Genomic DNA, 13,774 nt, shown 5'->3' with positions numbered 1-13,774 from the left:
CGGCGCCGCTGCCGGGCCGGTCACGGGTCCAGGTCGTCGGCGGCGCGCTCGTCCCAGATCCGCATGGCCTTGGCGGTGACCGGTCCCGGGGCCTCGCCGAGGGCGCGGTCGTCGACACGGTGGACGGCCTGGATGTCGCGCAGGGACGAGGTCAGGAAGATCTCGTCGGCCTCGTTCAGGACGGCCAGCGGCAGGTCGGTCTCCTTGGCGCCGGTCCAGTCGACGGCGAGGGCGCGGGTGATGCCGGCGAGGCAGCCGGAGGCGACGGGCGGGGTGTGGATCTCACCGTCGAGGACGACGAACACGTTCGACCCCGTGCCTTCGCAGAGCTGTCCGACCGTGTTGGCGAACAGGGCTTCGGAGGCGCCGTGTTCGTGGGCGCGGGCCAGCGCGACGACGTTCTCCGCGTAGGAGGTGGTCTTGAGTCCGGCGAGCGCGCCGCGCTCGTTGCGCGTCCAGGGGACGGTGACCACGGAGGTGGTGTCCGGGCGCCGCTTGGTCTCGCCGAGTGCGACGACGAGGGTGGTCCCGCTCGTCCCGCGGTCCGAGCCGAGGGGCGAGAGGCCACCGGTGTACGTGATGCGCAGCCGGCCGAGCGGCATCGGGTTGGCCTCCAGGACGGCGGCGCAGGCGCGGCGGACCTCGTCGAGGTCGGGCTCGGGCAGGCCGAGGCCCCGGGCCGAGCGCGCGAGCCGGTCGAGGTGCCGGGTCAGGGCGAAGGGCCGGCCGTCGATCGTCTTGGCCGTCTCGAAGATGCCGTCACCCACGGTCAGCCCGTGGTCGAAGACGGAGACGCGTGCCGCGTCGGTGTCCCGCAGCCCGCCGTCGAGCCAGATCTTCACGTGGTGCCTCCCAGTTGAACCGGACTAGCGGGCGTCCGCGCGTCCGTCGTGCCCGTCGTACCCGTGTGACGCTACCGCGAGCAGCCGGGACGCCTTCAGCTCGGTCTCCCGCCACTCGCCCTCGGGGTCGGAGCCCCAGGTGATGCCCGCGCCGGTGCCGAAACGCAGCCGGTCGCCCTCCGTGTCCCGGTCGATCCAGAACGTACGGATGCCGACGGCCAGTTCGCCGGTGCGCCGGTCGGCGTCGACCCAGCCGATGCCTCCGCAGTAGGGACCGCGCGGGGCGGTCTCCAGGGCGTCGATGATCCGCAGGGCGCTGGACTTGGGGGCGCCGGTGACGGATCCGGGCGGGAAGGTGGCGTCGAACAGCTCGGGCCAGCCGGCGTCCTCGCGCAGTTCGCCGCGGACGGTGGAGACGAGGTGGACCAGGCCGGGGTGCTTCTCGACGACGCAGAGGTCGGGGACGGTGACGGTGCCGGTGGCGCAGACGCGGCCCAGGTCGTTGCGGACCAGGTCGACGATCATCACGTTCTCGGCGTAGTCCTTCTCCAGGAGGTCGGCCTCGGTGCGGCCGGTCCCCTTGATGGGTCCGGACTCGACGACGCGTCCGTCGCGGCGCAGGAACAGCTCGGGGGACGCGGTGGCGATCTCCACGCCGTGACCGGGCAGCCGGATCGTGCCGGCGTAGGGGGCGGGGTTGCCGCGCGCGAGGAGCGCGGTGAGGGCGTCCACGTCGGCGTCGGCGGAGACGGGCGCGCTCAGGACGCGGCAGAGGTTGGCCTGGTAGACCTCGCCGGTCGCGATGTGGGCGCGGACGCGGCGCACGCCTTCCGTGTACGCGGCGTGGTCGAGGGAGGACGTCCAGTCCTCGGGGGCGGGGCCGTGCCAGGCGCCGGGGCGCGGGGCGGGCACCGGTTCCCTGCGGACCTGTCCGAAGCGGGCGCAGACGAGGCGCCCCTCGAAGTCGGCGGAGACCGCCCAGAACCCGGTGGAGTCCAGGGCGGCGGGGTCGCTGGTGACGTCGCGCAGGTCGGTGGCGACGAGCTCGCCGAAGCGGGCGAGCGGGGCAGATGAGGGGGAGCCGTGCACGCTTTCGAGTCTAGGTCGGGTGGCGGGACGGTGACCTGGGACGGAGCGTTCGGGGGCGCTCCGGTGACGGCAGCGCAGCACGCTGCGCAAACGCGTTTTGGACCTCCCCCGGGAATCCGCTAGAGTTCAACACGTCGCCGGGACGCGGAAGCGAAACGGAAAGACACGCGAACGTAGCTCAGTTGGTAGAGCGCAACCTTGCCAAGGTTGAGGTCGCCGGTTCGAACCCGGTCGTTCGCTCGGATGTGGGGGATCTTCCCGAACCCCCATAAGCTCCTGGTGGAGTGGCCGAGAGGCGAGGCAACGGCCTGCAAAGCCGTCTACACGGGTTCAAATCCCGTCTCCACCTCCATGCGCGATTAGCTCAGCGGGAGAGCGCTTCCCTGACACGGAAGAGGTCACTGGTTCAATCCCAGTATCGCGCACTGGATCTTCGGACTCCGGTTCGTATCTGATCCGTCCCGCGCGATTAGCTCAGCGGGAGAGCGCTTCCCTGACACGGAAGAGGTCACTGGTTCAATCCCAGTATCGCGCACGCAGTAACCGCACCACCTGGCAAAACCCCTTGCGGCGCCTGATAGAGTCTGGCCCGTTCCCGCGCGATTAGCTCAGCGGGAGAGCGCTTCCCTGACACGGAAGAGGTCACTGGTTCAATCCCAGTATCGCGCACCAGCAAGAAGCCCCCGGTCCTCGGACCGGGGGCTTCTTCGTGCTGCGGGCCGCTCAGGAGGAGAAGAGCATCCGGCCGAAGGAGCGGTGACCGTGGTGGCCGTGGTGACCGCCGTGGTGCGGGGCGCCCCAGGCGGGGGCCGGGGCGGCCGGGTAGGCCTGCGGGGCGGGCGGGGCCGGCGGGGCCTGCTGCTGCCACTGGGACTCGAGGCGGGTCAGCGACTCCAGCTCGCCGTAGTCCAGGAATATCCCGCGGCAACCGCTGCACTGCTCGATCTGGACGCCGTTGCGGTTGTAGGTGTGCATCGGTGCGTGACACTTCGGACACTGCATGCTCGGCTCAACTCCTCGCCGTTCGGTGTTGCTTCGCCGGAACACTTCCCGGCTTCCGTCCCCCGCACCCTACTTGGCGCCGTCCTCGCCCAACGGGGGCGGGAGCGAGACCATTCGGGCACAGGCGTCGATCACCGCCTCCTCCACCTCGTCGAGGTCACGGCCCGCCGCGACGGCCTTCGTCACGGCCAGGGCCGCCGTCTGGACGGTCAGGGCGCGGGCGGGGACGTCGAGCGCGGGCCAGGGATCGTCGACGGTCAGCTCCTTGGCCCCGCCCGCGCGTTGGTAGGCGGACAGGAAGCGGGTCCAGTCCTCGGCGGGCAGCAGGCCGCAGGCGAACCAGGCGGCGGGACGGGCCAGGTCCCAGGCGGGGTCGCCGGTGCCGAGGTCGTCGATGTCGATGAGGAGCCACTCCCCCGTGTCGGCCGGGTGGCGCACCAGCTGGCCGAGGTGGAGATCGCCGTGGCACAGGGTGCGGCCGTGCGGGCCGGGGGCCTCGGCGCGGGCCCAGGGCGGCAGGGTGCGCCAGGCGGCGAGGACCGGGGCGGCCGCGCGGTGGTCCGGGGCGCCGGCCAGCAGGCGGGCGACGGCGCGGGCCGCCTTCTCGGGGCCGCGCATCGGGGGCAGGCCGGCGGGGAGCTCGTGCGCGGGGGTGGTGTGCAGCCGGGCCAGCAGGGTCGCGGCCGCTTCCCAGGGGGCGTGCTCGGGGTGCTCCGGGTCGACGGGGGCGCCGTGGGGCCAGAACGTGACGAGGCGGCCGTCCAGCGGCGCCGCGGCCGGGAGCAGGGGTGCGAGGAGTACGCCGTGGAGGGCGGGCGCGGCGGCGACGGCGAGCCGGAGCTCCAGCTCGGCGGCGTCGGTGCCGGGGGCGTGCGCCTTGGCGACGGTGTCCCCGTGCCGGACGACGGTGCCGTCGGGGCGGTCGGCCAGGGTCCGCGCGCCGCAGACGCAGGCGATGCCCGCGGGATGGGCCGCTCCGCGCGCCGCCCCTCGGAGCGCGGGAAGGATGGAGCTGGGCGTGGTCACTCGGATCCCCCGGAGGTGCGTGGTCTCGCGCCGAGCCTACGGCGCCGGGTGGTGTCCTCGGGTCCGGTGAGCCGGGGAAGCCCGGGAAAAGGTAATGCCGCGTGCAGCTCCCCAGCTGCACGCGGCATTGGTGCCGTCCGCCGCACCCCCGTCCCCACGGGGTTTCCTGGCCGGATGTCCCCGCCCGGACCGCTCTTCCGGGCCTGGGAGCGCCGCTCAGCGCCCCAGCATCACGCCCACGGACGACGCTTGTGTGACCACCGCGTCCCAGCCGCCGAAGACGACGACGAGAAGGGCCGCGAGAGGGAGGACCATGGCCGTGGCCACCAGCGGGTGACGGCGGCCCGCGGCGGGGCCCGCGGCCCGGCCGAACCGTGTGCGGAACGCTGTCGTCCGCGGTGCCGTGTGCGCCATGGTCCTCTCCCGGTCGAAATCTTGAGTTCTGGCTCGGTGTTGCTCGCAGCGGCGGGTGCCTGACCTCGGGGGACGAGTGCTGCACCCGCCGCTTGACCTCAAATCTACGGACGCCGCCCGTCCCGGGCGTCATGCCCTCGTACCGATTGCCGGGCCTCCCGGAGGATGAGCGCCCGGGCCCCGCGTACTCCCCTGGGTGGAGAAGGGGGCCTAGGTCTCGGGGTCTTCCCCGAGGGGACTTTCGGTCCGGCGGGTGACTTCCCTCACTTCCGCGCCGGTCCTGCGGGGCGCGGTCGGCGTTCCTTGATCCATCTCCGCCGCCCGGCCCGCCACCGCCCGCTACCGGTGCGTACGGTGATCGACGGCCGCCGCCGGCCACGTGCGGTCGCCCCGCGTGGGCCCAATCCCCCTGCTCTTTAGGCCCGTTGGCGGACGGAGCCCGGTCGTGGCCCGTGGACGCGCCGTTCCCTGACCGTCCTTCAAGTCCGCGGCCGGGCACTGACAATCGAATCCGGCGTGAGGGCGCGGCCTGAGCACACAGCAGGGCGGGGAAACGTAAGCTGTGGCTCGTCAGAGGGCGGACCGGGCAGCAGCGGGGATGAACATGGCGATGATGCGCCTGAGGCGCGAGGACCCGCGCGTCGTCGGCTCGTTCAGGCTTCACAGACGGCTCGGGGCCGGCGGGATGGGCGTCGTCTATCTCGGTTCCGACCGGCGGGGGCAGCGCGTCGCGCTCAAGGTGATCCGCCCCGACCTGGCCGAGGACCAGGAGTTCCGCTCGCGGTTCGCGCGCGAGGTGTCCGCCGCGCGGCGGATCCGCGGCGGCTGCACGGCGCGGCTCGTGGCCGCCGACCTCGAGGCCGACCGGCCGTGGTTCGCGACGCAGTACGTGCCCGGGCCCTCGCTGCACGACAAGGTCGCCGAGGAGGGCCCGATGGCGGCCGCGGACGTCGCCGCCGTCGGGGCCGCGCTGTCCGAGGGGCTCGTCGCGGTCCACGAGGCGGGGGTCGTGCACCGTGACCTCAAGCCGTCCAACATCCTGCTGTCCCCGAAGGGGCCGCGGATCATCGACTTCGGCATCGCGTGGGCGACCGGCGCCTCGACGCTGACCCACGTGGGCACCGCCGTGGGCTCCCCCGGCTTCCTCGCGCCGGAGCAGGTGCGCGGGGCCGCGGTGACGCCGGCGACCGACGTGTTCGCGCTGGGGGCGACGCTCGCGTACACGGCGATGGGCGACTCGCCCTTCGGGCACGGCAGTTCCGAGGTGATGCTGTACCGCGTCGTGCACGAGGAGGCGCAGCTGCACGGGGTGCCGGACGCGCTGGCGCCGCTGCTGCGCGCGTGCCTGGCGAAGGACCCCGAGGAGCGGCCGAGCACGCTGCAGCTGTCGCTGCGGCTGAAGGAGATCGCGGCCCGTGAGGCGCAGGGGCTCGGCGAGGCCCGGCCGCCGGCGCCGCGCACGGACCCGGACCGTCCGACGGGCCGGCTCACCGAGACGTACACGGAGCGCGTGGACCGCGGCGAGCGGACCACGCAGCGGCGCACCCAGCCGGGTACGCAGGGGCCGCGGACCGGGGGCGGCGGCCGGGGTCCGGCGCCGCGCTCGACGAACCCGCGCTCGGGCAGCCGCCCCGCGCCGCGCAGTGGCGCGGGACGGCCCGCGCCGCGGACGAACGGGACGGGCACCGGCAAGAAGCTGCGTCCGGCCAATCCCCGGCTGCTGCGTCAGCGGCTGTTCGTGTTCGTGGTGGTGACGCTGCTGGTGGCGCTGGCGATCGCGGCGGCCCAGGGCTGCCAGGGCCCCTCGCGCGGGCTCGGCGACGACCACCGGCCGGCCACCGGCCCGGCGAGCACCGCGCCCGACTCGCCTCGCCCGGAGAGCTGAGCCGGGGCCCCGGGCTCAGAGCTCGGGGCGTCCCGTGGCGACGGCGTAGAAGGCGACGGCCGCGGCCGCGCCCACGTTGAGCGAGTCGACGCCGTGGGCCATCGGGATGCGGACCCATTCGTCGGCGGCCATCAGGGCCTTGGTGGACAGACCGTCGCCCTCGGCGCCGAGCATGAGCGCCACCCGGTCCATGCGGTGCGGGGCGACCTCGTCGAGTGACTTGGCCTGGTCGGCGGGGGTGAGCGCGAGGAGGTTGAAGCCGGCCTCGCGGACCGTCTCCAGCGACTTCGGCCAGGCCTCCAGGCGGGCGTACGGGACCGAGAAGACGGCGCCCATGGAGACCTTCACCGAGCGGCGGTACAGCGGGTCCGCGCAGTCCGGCGAGAGCAGGACTGCGTCCATGCCGAGGGCCGCGGCGGAGCGGAAGATCGCGCCGATGTTGGTGTGGTCGTTGACGGACTCCATGACGACGACCCGGCGGGCGGTGGTGAGGAGTTCGTCGGAGGTGGGCAGCGGCTTGCGCTGCATCGAGGCGAGGGCGCCGCGGTGCACGTGGTAGCCCGTGACCTGTTCGGCCAGGTCGGGGGCGACCGCGTAGACCGGGGCGGGGACCTCGTCGATGACGTCGCGCATGACGTCGACCCACTTCGCGGACAGGAGCATCGAGCGCATCTCGTACCCGGCCAGCCTGGCGCGCCGGATGACCTTCTCGCCCTCTGCGATGAACAGGCCCTCCGCCGGCTCGCGCTTGCGGCGCAGCTCGACGTCGGTCAGGCCGGTGTAGTCGCGCAGGCGCGGGTCGTCGGGGTCCTCGATGGTGATGAGACCTCTGGGTTCTGCCACGGGTCGATACTGCCTTGTCCTGGGTGCGGTGCCAACGGCTCGGTACGAACTGACGTTACCGCGGGTTACGTACGGGGTTCTCGTGGACGACGGGGCCGATCACGATGACGGCCGGGGGCTTCACGCCCTCGGCGAGGACCGTCGCGCCGACGGTGGCGAGGGTGGCGTCCACGCGGCGCTGGGCGGCGGTGGTGCCTTCCTGGACCAGGGCGACGGGGGTCTCGGGGTCCTTGCCGTGGGCGACGAGCGCCTCGGCGATCTTGCCGATCTTGTCGACGCCCATGAGGATCACGAGGGTTCCGGTCAGCCGGGCCATCGCGGACCAGTCGACGAGGGAACGCTCGTCGTCCGGCGCGACATGGCCGCTGACCACAGTGAACTCGTGCGCGACCCCGCGGTGGGTGACCGGGATGCCGGCGGCGCCGGGCACCGAGATCGAGCTGGAGATGCCGGGGACGACGGTGACCGGGATGCCCTCGGCGGCGAGCGCCTGGGCCTCCTCCATGCCGCGCCCGAACACGAACGGGTCGCCGCCCTTGAGCCGGACCACGGCCTTGCCCTGCTTGGCGTGGTCGATCAGCGCCTGGTTGATCGCCTCCTGGCCCATCTGACGGCCGTACGGGATCTTCGCGGCGTCGATCACCTCGACGTGCGGCGGGAGTTCGTCGAGCAGGTCGCGGGGGCCGAGCCGGTCGGCGATGACGACATCGGCCTCGGCGAGCAGGCGGCGGCCGCGCACCGTGATCAGGTCGGGGTCGCCGGGCCCGCCGCCGACCAGGGCCACGCCCGGCTTGTGCTCGCGCTGGACCGAGACGGTGCCGTCGCGCAGGGCCTCGACGAGGGCGTCGCGGATGCCGGCGGTGCGGCGCGGGTCGCGGTCGGCGGCCTCGGCGGACAGGACCGCGACGGTGACGCCCTCGGTGCGGCCGGTGGCCGGGGTCCAGGCGGTGGCCGCCTCGGCGTCGTCGGAGCGGACGCACCACGTCCGGTTGGCCTCGGCCTCGGCGGAGGCCTCGTCGTTCGCGGCACGGTCGGCGGTGGCGATCAGCACGTACCAGGCGTCCGCCAGGTCGCCGTGCTCGTAGCGGCGGCGGGTCCAGCTGATCTCGCCCGCGTCGGCCATCGCCTCGACGGAGGGGGTGGCCGAGGGGGAGATCAGGGTGATGTCCGCGCCCGCCGCGATCAGGGCGGGGAGCCGGCGCTGGGCGACCTGGCCGCCGCCGATGACGATCGTCTTGCGGGCGGTCAGGCGGAGGCCTACGGGGTACGCGGGGTGCTGAGGCATGGCGGGCGGGCTCCTGGTGCGGCTGGGCTCTTGATCTGGGCTGCGTCGTCGGAGCCCTGTGACGTGCGCGTTCGGGGTTCGAGGTCAGCTTATGCCGGGGCCCCGCGAGGGCGCGTCCGGCACCGGTGGCTGCGCCCACCCGTCCTGCCGTGCGGGACGCCTGCCCACGAGCGGGGCGGGCAGGCGTCCCGTCGGCCGGTCTCTACTTCTCGGTGACGCCGGCCGAGTCGAAGGTGGCGACCTCGTGCATCGCGCGGGCCGCGCTCTGCACGATCGGGAGGGCGAGCAGCGCGCCCGTGCCCTCGCCGAGGCGGAGGTCGAGGTCGACCAGGGGGCGCAGGCCCAGCTTGTTGAGCGCGGCGACGTGGCCGGGCTCGGCGCTGCGGTGGCCGGCGATGCACGCGGCGAGCACCTCGGGCGCGATGGCCCGGGCGACCAGGGCGGCCGCACCGGCGCTCACGCCGTCGAGGATCACCGGCGTGCGCAGCGACGCGCCGCCCAGGAGCAGGCCGACGAGGGCCGCGTGCTCCAGGCCGCCGACCGCGGCGAGGACGCCGATGGGGTCCGCCGGGTCGGGCTGGTGCAGTTCGAGGGCGCGGCGCACGACCTCGACCTTGCGGGCGTGCGTCTCGTCGTTGATGCCGGTGCCGCGGCCGGTGACCTCGGCGGGGTCGGCCTCGGTGTAGACGGAGATCAGGGCGGCGGACGCGGTGGTGTTCGCGATGCCCATCTCGCCGGTCAGCAGCGCCTTGTTGCCCGCCGCGACCAGGTCGCGGGCGGTCTCGATGCCGACCTCCACGGCGGCCTTGACCTCCTCGCGGGTCAGGGCCGGGCCGGTCGTCATGTCCGAGGTGCCGGCGCGGACCTTGCGCGGCAACAGGCCGGGGGTGGCCGGGAGTTCGGAGGCGACGCCCACGTCGATGACGCAGACCTCGGCGCCGACCTGGTTCGCGAACGCGTTGCAGACCGCGCCGCCGCCCAGGAAGTTCGCGACCATCTGGCCGGTGACCTCCTGCGGCCAGGGGGTGACGCCCTGAGCGTGCACCCCGTGGTCGCCGGCGAAGATCGCGACGGCCGCGGGCTCCGGGATCGGCGGCGGGCACATCCGGGACAGGCCCGACAGCTGCGCGGAGATGATCTCCAGCATGCCGAGGGCGCCGGCCGGCTTGGTCATGCGCTTCTGCCGCTCCCATGCCTCGCCGAGCGCCTTGGCGTCCAGCGGGCGGATGTTGGAGACGGTCTCGGCGAGCAGGTCGTGCGGGTCCTCGCCGGGCAGGGCCCGGCGCCCGTACGTCTCCTCGTGGACGACCCAGGACAGCGGGCGCCGCTTGGACCAGCCGGCCTGCATCAGCTCGGGCTCGGCCGGGAACTCGTCGACGTAGCCGACGCACAGGTACGCGACCACTTCGAGGTGCTCGGGCAGACCGAGCGTGCGGACCATCTCGCGCTCGTCGAAGAAGGAGACCCAGCCGACGCCGAGGCCCTCGGCGCGGGCGGCGAGCCACAGGTTCTCGACCGCGAGCGCGGAGGAGTACGGGGCCATCTGCGGCTGGGTGTGCCGGCCGAGGGTGTGGCGGCCGCCGCGGGTCGGGTCGGCGGTGACCACGATGTTGACCGGGGTGTCGAGGATGGCCTCGATCTTCAGTTCCTTGAACTGCTTCGCGCGGCCCTTGGGCAGGGACTTGGCATACGCGTCCCGCTGGCGCTCGGCGAGTTCGTGCATCGTGCGCCGGGTGTCGGCGGAGCGGATGACGACGAAGTCCCAGGGCTGCGAGTGGCCCACGGAGGGCGCCGTGTGGGCGGCCTCCAGGACACGCAGCAGCACCTCGTGCGGGATGGGGTCGCTGCGGAAGCCGTTGCGGATGTCGCGGCGCTCGCGCATGACGCGCAGCACGGCCTCGCGCTCGGCGTCGTCGTAGGCGGGGGCCGCGGGGCCGGCGAGCGTGGGCTCCGGCTCGGCGTCGGCGTCGCCCTCGGCGATGGGCAGGTCGTCGGCGGACTGGGCCGGCGCGGACTCGTCGTCGGCGGCGGCGCCGTCGCGCGGGGCCGGGACGGCTGCGGCGACGGGCTCCTCGACGGGGAGTTCGGCGGGCTGCTCCTCTGCGGCGGGCTCGGCGGGCTCCTGCGCCACGGGCTGCTCGGGCTCGGCGGCCTGCTGCTCCGGGCTCTGCGGCTCCTCGGCCGGCTCGGCCACGGGAGCCTCGGGGGCCTGCGCGACCGGCTGGGCCCCGTCCTGGGCCGGCTCGACGGCCTGCGGCTGCTGCGCGGGCTGCTCCTGGATCTGCGGGCCCTGGCCCTGCGGCTCCTGCGCCGGGGCCTCCTGGGGCTCGGCGGTCTGCGGCTCGGCGGTCTGCTCCGGCTGCGCCTGTTCCGGCTGCCCGGGCTGGGCCTGCTCGGTCTGCGGGGCCTCGGCCACGGGCTCGACGACGAGCTCGGTGACCGGCTGCTGCGCGGGCGTCTCCGCCACGGCCTCGGCGACCGGCGCTTCGGCGACCGGCGCCTCGGCGACGGGCTGATCGGCGGCGGGCTGGTCACCCGCGGGCTGGTCGGCTGCCTGCTGCGGCTCGGCGACCGGCTGCTGCTCCCCGGCGTGCGGCTCGGCGGCCTGCTGCTCGGGAAGGGGCTGCTGCTCGGGGAGGGACTGCTGTTCGGGGAGGGACTGCTGTTCAGGGAGGGGCTGTTCGGCCACCTGCTGCTCGGGGAGCGACTGCTCGGCCACCGGCTGCTCCGGCGCGGGAGCGGCCTGCTCGGCGACCGGCTGCTCACCGGCCGGCTCCGGCAGCGGCGGTACGACCATGGCCTGCGGCGGCGTCGGCGCCAGGTGCGGCGTGGTGGGCACCGAGCCCTCCACGGGCACGAACTGGCCCAGCGGCTGCTCACCGGCGAACTGCTGCGCACCCTGCGCACCCTGTGCGGCCTGCATGTCGGGCGCCCCGGCGTACGCGACGACCTGCTCCGGCGGCCCGGCGTACGCGCCGACCGGCTGCTGCTCGGGCACGGGCTGGAAGTCCTGGGCGGCGCCCGGCCCCTGAGGCTGCGGGAACTGTCCGGAGTGGTCGGCGTACTGCGCCGCGGCGGACTCCGGGACGACCGTTTCTGCGGCCGGGACGGGCATCCCGGTCGCCGGGTCGTACCCGGCCTGCTGCGGCTGCGTGCCGGCGGGCTGCCCCCACGGTGCGGCGCCCTGCGGCGGCACGTCGAGGTACTCGGGGCCGGTGGTGGGCGGCCCGGACTGGTGCATCGGCATGGCCTGCGGCGGCGTCTGCTGCGCGGGGCCGCGGTCGGCGAGGGAACGCACGGGGCCGGTACCGGTCTCGGGCACGGGCGGGCCCATGTGCAGCGGGCGGCGCGGGCCGCCCTGACTCGGGGTCTGGGCCTGGGCCTGGGCCTGCGGCATCTGCATCGCGCCGAGGTCGTGGTGACCGCTGTCGCGGCCGGCCATCTCGTGCGGGCCGGGCTCGTGCACGACGGCGGGGCCCGGCTGCTGCTGGTGCGGGGGCGTCGCGACCTGGGGCTGGCCCCAGGCGCCCTGGGAGCCCGGCATCAGGAGCAGTTCATCGTCCTCGGCGACGGCGTCGGCGGGATCGAGGTAGGTGTACGCGCCCGGGGCGGGAACGCCCGGCTGGTCCACCCCTCCCGCGTTCTCCGGCAGTCCTTCGCCCGGAACCTGACCGGTTTCGGTCATGCCTACCCCTCGCCCATCGTGAGAACTTACTGGCCGCCCCCGGCCGACCGCCGGAGATGCAACCCCCTTGACCGGAGCGGTGCGTCGTCCGCCCGTCCAGTAGAACGAGCGCACACGCCGCGCGGCACGAACCGACCCGGACAACAGGCATTGTCCCCGTCGGATCGCGGCCACGGTACGTAGTTCGACCATGGCTTTCTGTGGACTGCGCCACGTTGCGCGTCCTCCGGTCGGCGTCGTACCACAGGCGCCCCGGACATGGTGCGTTTCCAGGACCTTTCCGGAACATCGACCGACGGATCGTCAGGTGTCCTGGTGCGGTACAACGATCGGTCAGCCTACCGCGCGCGCCCGGCCGTCAGGGTCACGGGTGGCGATCCGGAAGGCGCCCGGACAGCAGGAACCCCACGGTCCGCTCCTTCTCCGTCCAGCGGCGAGTGTCCAGTTCGACGGATTGCAGGAGGGCGCACTCGACTTCGTAACCGTGCTCCGTCAGGTCCCTGCCGACGAGTTCGGCCGCGTCGCGTGTCGCCGCGTGGGTGACGATGCGGGCGGGGCGCCGGTCGGCGACCGCGGAGACGACCGCCGCTCCCCCGCCGCCGACCCGTACGACGTCGGGTTCGGGCAGGTCCTCCAGGACGTGCGGGGCGGTGCCGTGCACGATCTGGGCCTGGACGCCGAGGCGGCGGGTGGTGGCGAGGGTGCGGGCGCAGGCGTCGGGGTCGCTGTCGACGGCGATGACCGCGGCGCCGAAGCGGGCGGACTCGGCGGTGAAGGCGCCGCTGCCGCAGCCGATGTCCCAGACCAGGTCGCCGGTGCGCGGGCCCAGGCGGGCGAGTTGGGCGGCGCGCAGTTGTTCGGTCTCACCCTCGCCGAAGGGGCCGGTGTACTCGGCGGCGGGCAGGGCCCAGCCGCGGGGCGCGGTGCCGGGCTCGCCGCCCGCGAGCCAGCCGCCGTTCTCGGGGATGGCCGCGGCGGGGCCGCCGATGACGATGACGACGTTGGGGTCGCGCCAGGTGTGGTCGGCAGCCTTGTCGGAGGTGACGACGGTGACCTGTTCGCGGTCGGTGCCGAGTTCCTCGCAGATGACGAAGGTGCGGTGGACGCCTTCGAGGAGCAGGCCGAGTTCGGCGGGGCCCGCGCCGGGTGAGGTCAGTACGGCGACCTTCGTGTGGGCGCGGCACACGTTGACCGCACGGCGCAGGGTGCGGCGGTGTGCGACGACCACCTTGGCGTCGTCCCAGGGCATGCCGGCGCGGGCGAAGGCCTGGGCGACGGCGGAGACGGCGGGGACGACCTCGACCTCGAGTCCGTACTCGGGGGCGCGCAGGGTGCGGACGACGCCGAAGAAGCCGGGGTCGCCGTCGGCGAGGACGACGGCGGTGCCGCGGTGGGCGGTGATGCGGCGCGCGGCGAGGGAGACGCTGCCGAGCCGGATCCGCTCCGCGGTGGGCGGGACCTCGGGCAGTGCCAGGTGGTGGGCGGCACCGGCCACGAGGGTGGCGGCGCCGAGTGCGGAGCGGGCCGCCGCGGTCAGGGGCGAGCCGTCCCAGCCGATCACCGTGACCCGGTCGGCCATCGTCGTCTGTCTCCTGGGTGTGCGCGGGGGGTTGCGCCCGCGCGGGCGGCGCCGGGCATCGTGAGCGTACCCGGTGGTCGCCGGGCGGGCCCGGTCGGTGGGGGTGCCCCTGTCGTCGCCGACC

The 13,774-nt window shown here is 74.4% G+C and carries 10 protein-coding genes and 5 tRNA genes; 6 read left to right on the top strand and 9 right to left on the bottom strand.

Annotation, left to right across the window (positions count from 1 at the left end; translation table 11 throughout):
• Nucleotides 1–20 precede the first annotated feature (20 nt).
• Both IAG42_RS29390 and IAG42_RS29385 read right to left on the bottom strand, forming a co-directional pair.
• The gene (locus tag IAG42_RS29390; RefSeq protein ID WP_188339977.1) at nt 21–842 is read right to left on the bottom strand and encodes an aminotransferase class IV; all 822 of its coding nucleotides are present in this window, start codon (nt 840–842) and stop codon (nt 21–23) included.
• Nucleotides 843–866: 24 nt separating this feature from the next.
• Nucleotides 867–1,931 carry a chorismate-binding protein gene (locus IAG42_RS29385; RefSeq protein ID WP_188339976.1) on the bottom strand — a complete coding sequence of 355 codons (1,065 nt, stop codon included), beginning with the start codon at nt 1,929–1,931 and terminating at the stop codon, nt 867–869.
• 167 nt (nt 1,932–2,098) lie between these two features.
• Here IAG42_RS29385 and IAG42_RS29380 point away from each other — a divergent pair.
• From IAG42_RS29380 to IAG42_RS29360, 5 genes are all read left to right on the top strand, one after another.
• Nucleotides 2,099–2,171, top strand: a tRNA-Gly gene (locus IAG42_RS29380).
• 38 nt (nt 2,172–2,209) lie between these two features.
• Nucleotides 2,210–2,283 (top strand) — tRNA-Cys (locus IAG42_RS29375).
• Nucleotide 2,284: 1 nt separating this feature from the next.
• Nucleotides 2,285–2,356 (top strand) — tRNA-Val (locus IAG42_RS29370).
• 38 nt (nt 2,357–2,394) lie between these two features.
• Nucleotides 2,395–2,466, top strand: a tRNA-Val gene (locus IAG42_RS29365).
• Nucleotides 2,467–2,528: 62 nt separating this feature from the next.
• Nucleotides 2,529–2,603: transfer RNA gene (locus tag IAG42_RS29360), tRNA-Val, on the top strand.
• Between the two features lie 51 nt (nt 2,604–2,654).
• On the opposite strand, the gene IAG42_RS29355 is transcribed toward IAG42_RS29360, so the two are convergent.
• From IAG42_RS29355 to IAG42_RS29345, 3 genes are all read right to left on the bottom strand, one after another.
• The gene (locus tag IAG42_RS29355; protein WP_188339975.1) at nt 2,655–2,933 is read right to left on the bottom strand and encodes a TFIIB-type zinc ribbon-containing protein; all 279 of its coding nucleotides are present in this window, start codon (nt 2,931–2,933) and stop codon (nt 2,655–2,657) included.
• A 69-nt stretch (nt 2,934–3,002) separates the two neighbouring features.
• A complete protein-coding gene (locus IAG42_RS29350; protein WP_188339974.1) occupies nt 3,003–3,959 on the bottom strand; it encodes a phosphotransferase family protein in 957 nt (318 codons plus the stop codon).
• 216 nt (nt 3,960–4,175) lie between these two features.
• Nucleotides 4,176–4,373 carry a hypothetical protein gene (locus tag IAG42_RS29345; RefSeq protein ID WP_188339973.1) on the bottom strand — a complete coding sequence of 66 codons (198 nt, stop codon included), beginning with the start codon at nt 4,371–4,373 and terminating at the stop codon, nt 4,176–4,178.
• A 598-nt stretch (nt 4,374–4,971) separates the two neighbouring features.
• Between IAG42_RS29345 and IAG42_RS29340 the strand changes: the two genes are divergently transcribed.
• On the top strand, nt 4,972–6,258 hold the full coding sequence (locus IAG42_RS29340; RefSeq protein ID WP_188339972.1) for a serine/threonine-protein kinase: 1,287 nt from the start codon (nt 4,972–4,974) through the stop codon (nt 6,256–6,258).
• 15 nt (nt 6,259–6,273) lie between these two features.
• On the opposite strand, the gene IAG42_RS29335 is transcribed toward IAG42_RS29340, so the two are convergent.
• From IAG42_RS29335 to cbiE, 4 genes are all read right to left on the bottom strand, one after another.
• Nucleotides 6,274–7,101: a TrmH family RNA methyltransferase gene (locus tag IAG42_RS29335; RefSeq protein WP_188339971.1), complete on the bottom strand. Its 828-nt coding sequence runs from the start codon at nt 7,099–7,101 to the stop codon at nt 6,274–6,276.
• 55 nt (nt 7,102–7,156) lie between these two features.
• Complete coding sequence (cobA, locus tag IAG42_RS29330; protein WP_188339970.1) at nt 7,157–8,386, bottom strand: uroporphyrinogen-III C-methyltransferase; 1,230 nt, start codon at nt 8,384–8,386, stop codon at nt 7,157–7,159.
• A gap of 202 nt (nt 8,387–8,588) precedes the next feature.
• Nucleotides 8,589–12,071 (bottom strand): nicotinate-nucleotide--dimethylbenzimidazole phosphoribosyltransferase, encoded by a 3,483-nt coding sequence (cobT, locus tag IAG42_RS29325; protein ID WP_188339969.1) that lies wholly within the window; start codon nt 12,069–12,071, stop codon nt 8,589–8,591.
• Between the two features lie 364 nt (nt 12,072–12,435).
• On the bottom strand, nt 12,436–13,650 hold the full coding sequence (gene cbiE, locus IAG42_RS29320; RefSeq protein WP_188339968.1) for a precorrin-6y C5,15-methyltransferase (decarboxylating) subunit CbiE: 1,215 nt from the start codon (nt 13,648–13,650) through the stop codon (nt 12,436–12,438).
• Nucleotides 13,651–13,774 lie beyond the last annotated feature (124 nt).

This window comes from Streptomyces xanthii (assembly GCF_014621695.1).
Classification (GTDB): Bacteria; Actinomycetota; Actinomycetes; order Streptomycetales; family Streptomycetaceae; genus Streptomyces; species Streptomyces xanthii.
The sequence above is the reverse complement of the archived record's forward strand: the minus strand, read 5'-3'. Positions and strand labels throughout refer to the sequence as shown.

What these genes read in the sequence shown, in the direction of transcription:
- IAG42_RS29355 (WP_188339975.1), bottom strand. Translation starts at nt 2,933, where the DNA reads ATGCAGTGTCCGAAGTGTCACGCACCGATGCACACCTACAACCGCAAC.
- IAG42_RS29345 (WP_188339973.1), bottom strand. Translation starts at nt 4,373, where the DNA reads ATGGCGCACACGGCACCGCGGACGACAGCGTTCCGCACACGGTTCGGC.
- IAG42_RS29340 (WP_188339972.1), top strand. Translation starts at nt 4,972, where the DNA reads ATGAACATGGCGATGATGCGCCTGAGGCGCGAGGACCCGCGCGTCGTC.
- cobA (WP_188339970.1), bottom strand. Translation starts at nt 8,386, where the DNA reads ATGCCTCAGCACCCCGCGTACCCCGTAGGCCTCCGCCTGACCGCCCGC.
- cobT (WP_188339969.1), bottom strand. Translation starts at nt 12,071, where the DNA reads ATGACCGAAACCGGTCAGGTTCCGGGCGAAGGACTGCCGGAGAACGCG.
- cbiE (WP_188339968.1), bottom strand. Translation starts at nt 13,650, where the DNA reads ATGGCCGACCGGGTCACGGTGATCGGCTGGGACGGCTCGCCCCTGACC.